The following is a 6,084-nucleotide window of genomic DNA, read 5'->3' on the forward strand; positions in this document are numbered from 1 at the left end:
ATCAGCCTCCACAGGCAAGCCGGCCCCGGGCAGCTCCGGCGCCGCATCTGCGGCCAAACCCCGTCCCGCAACAGCCCCGGCAAAGCCCGAGAGCCGCCCGGCGGCCGGGAAGGACGGCGCCAAGTCCGGCAGCAAGACCGACGCCAAGGCCGGCGGCAAGAACCCGGGCCGGACCGCCGCAGGGGGGCCGGACGAATCCCTGGACCCCGTGCCCGCCAAAGCGTTCTCGGGCCGGCTGCTGGCCCTGGGTGTCGTCATGATTGCCATCACCATCCTGCTGGCCCCCACGGTCAAGATCTTCCTGGACAAACGCGCCGAAATCGCGGCGCTGCAGGCCGACATTGCGGCCAAACAGACGAAGCAGGAGGACCTCAAACGCCAGGTGTCGCGGTGGCAGGATCCCAACTATGTGAAACAGCAGGCCCGCGACCGCATTAACATGGTTATGCCCGGAGAGACGGGCTACTGGGTATTCGGCAGCGATCTTCCTGCCGCGCAATCCGGTGGCGCGGCGGGTGCAGCATCAGCACAAGACCCGGCCAACCTGCCCTGGGTGGACGCCCTCTGGGAGTCCATCAGGCGATCGGCAACAGACTAGAAGCGGCCCCCGCCACGGGTATCAGCCTCCACAGGCAAGCCGGCCCCGGGCAGCTCCGGCGCCGCATCTGCGGCCAAACCCCGTCCCGCAACAGCCCCGGCAAAGCCCGAGAGCCGCCCGGCGGCCGGGAAGGACGGCGCCAAGTCCGGCAGCAAGACCGACGCCAAGGCCGGCGGCAAGAACCCGGGCCGGACCGCCGCAGGGGGGCCGGACGAATCCCTGGACCCCGTGCCCGCCAAAGCGTTCTCGGGCCGGCTGCTGGCCCTGGGTGTCGTCATGATTGCCATCACCATCCTGCTGGCCCCCACGGTCAAGATCTTCCTGGACAAACGCGCCGAAATCGCGGCGCTGCAGGCCGACATTGCGGCCAAACAGACGAAGCAGGAGGACCTCAAACGCCAGGTGTCGCGGTGGCAGGATCCCAACTATGTGAAACAGCAGGCCCGCGACCGCATTAACATGGTTATGCCCGGAGAGACGGGCTACTGGGTATTCGGCAGCGATCTTCCTGCCGCGCAATCCGGTGGCGCGGCGGGTGCAGCATCAGCACAAGACCCGGCCAACCTGCCCTGGGTGGACGCCCTCTGGGAGTCCATCAGGCGATCGGCAACAGACTAGAAGCGGCGCCCGCCGCCGGGATTGTCCCGCGGACAATCCGGAACAGGGCAGGAAGGTGCCACTCCCGTGGACGAGAACCGAGTGGACCAGAACCGAGCAGCCGAGGACAACGACGGGGCCAGGACCCCGGCACCACGGCACAGGGCAGACGCCCCGGAGGGCTCCCGCCAGCCGTCACCGCACGATCTCGAGGTCCTCAGCCGCCAGTTGGGCCGGCCCGTGCGCGACGTCGTCGAAATCCCGGCCCGCTGTGTCTGCGGAAACCCGCTCGTCGCCGCCACGTCGCCGCGGCTCAGCAACGGTACGCCGTTCCCCACCACGTTTTACCTCACCCACCCGGTGATCACGTCGGCGGTATCGCGGCTGGAGGCCGCCGGGCTGATGAACGAAATGAACGACCGGCTCGCTGCCGATGCCGGCCTCGCGGCCCGGTACCGGTCCGCCCACGAGGCATATCTGGCCTCCCGGGCCGAGATCGGCGCGCGCTCCGGCATCGGGGCCGTTCCCGAAATCGACGGCGTCTCCGCCGGCGGAATGCCGACCCGCGTTAAATGCCTGCACGTCCTCGTGGGGCATTCGCTGGCGGCCGGCCCGGGCGTGAACCCGCTGGGGGATGAATCGATCGCCGCCATCGCCGAATGGTGGACCGTGGAGCGCTGTTACTGCGACGGCGCCTGGGACACCGGCGGGGAGGCCCCGTCCCGGGACCTCAGCCGCCATGGCCCCCAAGGCCTGCCGGAGATCGTGGGCCGGCCCGCACCGGTCCGCAAGTCCCGCGTCGACGCCGCCGGCGCCGCTGACACCGCCGCCACCGCCGGCGCCGCTGACGCCGCCGCCACCACCGGCACGGGGGAGTCCAAGTGACCCGGGTCGCGGCCGTAGACTGCGGCACCAACTCCATCCGCCTGCTGATCGCCGATGTGAGCGCAGGCGACGCAACAGGGCCAGCCAAACCGCGGCTGACCGACATCGTGCGGGAAATGCGCGTGGTCCGGCTGGGCCAGGGCGTGGACTCCACGGGTGAACTGGCCCAGGAAGCGCTCGAGCGCACCTTCGCCGCGACCCGGGACTACGCTGCCCTCATCCGCGAGCACGGCGCCGAAAAGGTGCGCTTCGTGGCCACCTCCGCCACCCGCGATGCCCGCAACCGCCAGGTTTTCGTCGACGGCATCCGCGACATCCTCGGCGTCGAACCCGAGGTGATCACCGGCGACGAGGAAGCCGCGCTGTCCTTCGCCGGCGCCAGCAGTGTCCTGCCCTCCCGCGGGCAGGACCCCGTGCTGGTGGTGGACCTCGGCGGCGGCAGCACGGAGTTCGTGCTGGGCAACGCCGGCGGCGTCATCGCGGCCCGCTCGGTCGACGTCGGCTGCGTCCGGATGACCGAACGGCACCTGCGCAGCGATCCGCCCACCGCGGATCAGATCGCGGCCGCGGAGGCCGACGTCGACGCCGCCATCAGCGAGGCGGCACAAACCGTTCCGCTGGAACGCACCACCGCCGTCGTCGGCGTGGCCGGCTCCGTCACCACCATCACCGCGCACGCGCTGCGCCTGCCGGAGTACTCGCCGGCCGCGATCCACGGCACCGAACTGGACCTGGACGCGATCCGGAAAGCCTGCACCGAGCTGCTCGAAATGACCCGGGAAGAGCGGGCCGCGCTGCCCTACATGCACCCCGGGCGGGTGGACGTGATCGGCGCCGGTGGCCTGGTCTGGCGGCGGGTCCTGCAGCGCCTGGCCGAGGTCACCGGCGGGCGCATCACCACGGCCGTGAGCAGCGAACACGATATTCTTGACGGAATTGCCCTCAGCATCCGATGATCCCGCCCCAGCAGCCGTGCCCCAGCGCGCGCACGTGCCGCTGGTGCATCCGCCGATAGGACCTGAATGACCAGAGCAACAGCCCGGCGCCGCCGGACCGCCTCCGCGTTGATGGCCTTGGCCCTCGCCGGCGGGGCGTCCACGGCGGCGCTGACCCTGGCCGCGCCCGCCCACGCCGACTCCTGGCGGGACAAGGAATACTGGCTCGCCGAGTCCGGCATCACCAAAGCCTGGGACGTTTCCAAGGGGGCCGGGGTCAAGGTCGCCGTGATTGACAGCGGAGTGGACGGCCGGCATCCGGATTTGGGCGGCGTGCTCGCTGGCGGCGCGGACATTTCCGGCGCCGGCAAGGCCAACGGCCAGGAGAGTATCGGCGCCAAACCCGAACACGGCACCCTCGTGGCCACCATGCTCGCCGGACGGGGGCACCAGGCGCCCGAAGCAACTGCCAAACCGAGCGCCAGCGCAACTGGCCCTGCCGCTGGCCCGGCCGCTGGACCTGACGGGGTTGTCGGCGTCGCCCCGGAAGCGCAGCTGCTGTCCGTCTCCACTTGGCTCGGTTCGGCCAACCCGGGCGGCAAGAGCGACCAGGACCAGATCCCGGAGGCAGTGCGCTGGGCCGTGGACAACGGCGCCCGCGTCATCAACATCTCCCTCGGCAGCACGTCGCCGGAATGGCCGCAGAGCTGGGACGCGGCATTCCTCTACGCCGAACAGAAGGACGTCGTGATTGTCGCCGCCGCGGGCAACCGGGTGGGCGGCAACGTCCAGGTCGGCGCTCCGGCCACCATCCCCGGCGTCCTGACGGTTGCAGGCCTGGACCGCACCGGCGCGGCCAGCATCGACTCCTCCTCCCAGGGCATCAGCATCGGCGTCGCAGCTCCCGCCGAGGACCTGGTTGGCGGCCTGCCCGGCGGCGGCTACGCCGACTGGGCCGGCACCTCCGGAGCCACGCCCATCGTGTCCGGCGTCGCGGCCCTGATTCGCTCCAAATGGCCCGAAATGTCCGCCAGCCAGGTCATCAACCGGATCGTCACCACGGCCAAGGACGCCGGGGCGCCAGGGAAGGATCCGCTCTATGGCTTCGGCGTGCTGAACGCCGAGGCCGCCCTCAAGGCCGATGTCCCGGAAACCAAAGTCAATCCGCTGGGGTCCATTTCGGACTGGATTCGGGTCCACCGGCGCGGAAACCTCGCCACGACTGACCCTGCCGCGGAGCCCGCACCCTCCAGCGCTGCCCCCACCCTGCCCGAAGCGACCGTGCCCGTCGCGGAGAAGCCGTCCCAGCTGGACAGTGCCGTGCCGGCCGCGGTGGTCCTGGGCTTCGGAGCCCTGCTCGTCGGAATCGTTGTGGCCGCCGCGTTCCAGCTGCGGGCCGCCATGCGCACGCCGCCGAAGGACGGCCCGGACGGGCCGGACGGGACCGGCAGGGCCGAACCCGAGGCCGTCAATCCGGTGGACTCCAGCAAGCCGTCATAGTTAGTGAAGGTTTTCACAAACTACTGTATTCTTGAGATATGGCATCCTCCCTTCAGCTCCAGGACCGTCCCCGGGTACTCGTCGTCGGCGGCGGGTACGTCGGCCTGTATGTAGCCCTCAAACTTCAGAAAAAGATCGCGAATGCCGGTGGCATCGTCACCCTCGTGGATCCGCTGCCCTACATGACCTACCAGCCCTTCCTGCCGGAAGTTGCCGGCGGCAACATCGAGGCGCGCCACGCAGTCGTCTCGCACCGCCAGCACCTGAAGCAGACGGAACTCATCCAGGGCCGCGTCACCTCGATCGACCACGCCAACCGCACGGCAGTGGTCGCCCCCTCCGACGGTGGCGGCACCTTCGAGATTCCCTACTTCGACGTCGTGCTTGCCGCCGGCGCCATCACCCGCACGTTCCCGATCAAGGGCCTCGCGGACAAGGGCATCGGCCTGAAGACCATCGAAGAGGCCGTCGCCCTGCGCAACAAGGTTCTCGAGCGGATCGAAACCGGTTCCCTCATGACGGACCCCGTTGAGCGCGCCCGCGCCCTGACGTTCGTCGTCGTCGGCGGCGGCTTCGCCGGCATCGAGTGCATCACCGAAATGGAAGACCTGGCCCGCGCCGCGGTCAAGAACAACCCGCGCATCAAGCAGGAGGAAGTCCGCTTCGTCCTGGTCGAGGCGATGGGCCGCATCATGCCCGAGGTCACGGCATCGCAGGCCGAATGGGTCGTCGAGCACCTCCGCAGCCGCGGCATCGAGGTCCTGCTGAACACCTCCCTCGACAACGCCGAGGGTTCCCTGAAGCTCATCAACCTCCCGGACAAGAGCCCTGCCCAGGAATTCGAGACCGACACCCTGGTCTGGACTGCCGGTGTGCAGGCCAACCCGATGGTCCGCTCCACCGACTTCCCGCTCGAGCCGCGCGGCCGCGTCCGCGTCCTGGCCGATCTGCGCATCGCAGGCGACGAGGGCATCATCGAGAACGCCTGGGCAGCCGGCGACGTCGCGGCCGTCCCCGACCTCACGGGCAGCGGCCTGCCGGATGGCACGTGCGTGCCGAACGCGCAGCACGCGCTGCGCCAGGCCAAGCGCCTCGCCAAGAACCTGTGGGCCTCCCGCTGGGACAAGCCGCTCAAGGATTACAAGCACAAGAACCTGGGCGCCGTCGCCGGCTTCGGCGAATGGAAGGGCGTGGCGAACATCAACCTGCTTGGCCGCATCGGCCTCAAGGGCCCGCTGGCCTGGCTGGCACACCGTGGCTACCACGGCATGGCCATCCCCACCGTGGAGCGCAAGATCCGCGTGATCTCCGGCTGGATCTGGGCCTTCTTCCTGGGCCGCGACACCACGCAGCTGATGGATCTGGACAACCCGCGCGGCGCCTTCGTGGCCGCAGCGACGCCGGCCCCGAAGCCTGCCGCTGCTCCCGTTGCCGGCACGCCTGCGGATGCTGCCAAGAACGACGCCGCGAAGAACGGCACGGCCAAGAACGACACCAAGGAAGCTGTTCCGGCCGACTCCAAGTAGCCTGATCAGAGCCTTCGACGGCGGCCGTTCCCCTCAGGGGGAG

General features: G+C 69.7%; 5 protein-coding genes and 1 pseudogene. All 6 read left to right on the top strand.

Features of this window, described 5'->3' with window-relative positions; all coding sequences use genetic code 11:
* On the top strand, positions 1-598 hold a 598-nt coding region (locus tag Y706_RS25775), incomplete at its 5' end, for an FtsB family cell division protein (RefSeq protein ID WP_043436259.1).
* Positions 599-817: 219 nt separating this feature from the next.
* A pseudogene (locus tag Y706_RS25780) lies at positions 818-1,216 on the top strand (septum formation initiator family protein); the annotation flags it as partial.
* A gap of 207 nt (positions 1,217-1,423) precedes the next feature.
* Entirely contained in the window at positions 1,424-2,080 is a 657-nt protein-coding gene (locus tag Y706_RS0115720; protein WP_253906813.1) for a DUF501 domain-containing protein, read from the top strand.
* Positions 2,077-3,036 carry a Ppx/GppA phosphatase family protein gene (locus tag Y706_RS0115725; protein WP_028277354.1) on the top strand — a complete coding sequence of 320 codons (960 nt, stop codon included), beginning with the start codon at positions 2,077-2,079 and terminating at the stop codon, positions 3,034-3,036. The genes Y706_RS0115720 and Y706_RS0115725 overlap by 4 nt, the downstream gene beginning before the upstream one ends.
* Before the next feature lie 66 nt (positions 3,037-3,102).
* Positions 3,103-4,515 carry a S8 family serine peptidase gene (locus Y706_RS0115730; protein ID WP_028277355.1) on the top strand — a complete coding sequence of 471 codons (1,413 nt, stop codon included), beginning with the start codon at positions 3,103-3,105 and terminating at the stop codon, positions 4,513-4,515.
* Positions 4,516-4,553: 38 nt separating this feature from the next.
* Entirely contained in the window at positions 4,554-6,041 is a 1,488-nt protein-coding gene (locus Y706_RS0115735; protein ID WP_028277356.1) for an NAD(P)/FAD-dependent oxidoreductase, read from the top strand.
* Positions 6,042-6,084 lie beyond the last annotated feature (43 nt).

Source organism: Arthrobacter sp. I3, from assembly GCF_000520575.1.
Taxonomy (GTDB): domain Bacteria; phylum Actinomycetota; class Actinomycetes; order Actinomycetales; family Micrococcaceae; genus Arthrobacter; species Arthrobacter humicola_A.